This window comes from Methylobacterium sp. C33D (genome assembly GCF_053345825.1).
Genome location: NZ_JBKFAV010000145.1, coordinates 1 through 371, shown reverse-complemented (window position 1 = coordinate 371; position 371 = coordinate 1). Strand labels below are relative to the sequence as shown.

Genomic DNA, 371 nt, shown 5'->3' with positions numbered 1-371 from the left:
TACGGCGACATCGGCACGAGCCCGCTCTACGCGTTCAAGGAGGCCGTGAAGGCCGCGACCAGCGGCGGCGCCTCGGTGCCGGCCGCCGCCACCGGCGCGGTGTCGCTGATCCTGTGGTCGCTGATCCTGATCGTGTCGCTGAAATACGCGGTGCTGATCCTGCGCGCCGACAACCGGGGCGAGGGCGGCATCGTCGCCATGCTGGCGCTGCTCGGTGCGCGGCAGGCCCGGCCGGGGACGTGGAAGGCGCTGCTGCTGGTGGTCGGGCTGGTGGGCGCGGCCCTGCTCTACGGCGACGGCGCGATCACGCCGGCGATCTCGGTGCTGTCGGCGATCGAGGGGCTGAAGATCGACGCGCCGGCGCTCGGGCC

Annotated in this window: 1 protein-coding gene; it reads left to right on the top strand. The window is 73.3% G+C overall.

Annotation, left to right across the window (positions count from 1 at the left end; all coding sequences use genetic code 11):
- Positions 1-371: KUP/HAK/KT family potassium transporter (locus tag ACLBXO_RS31780; RefSeq protein WP_447687922.1), on the top strand; the 371-nt coding region annotated here is incomplete at both ends.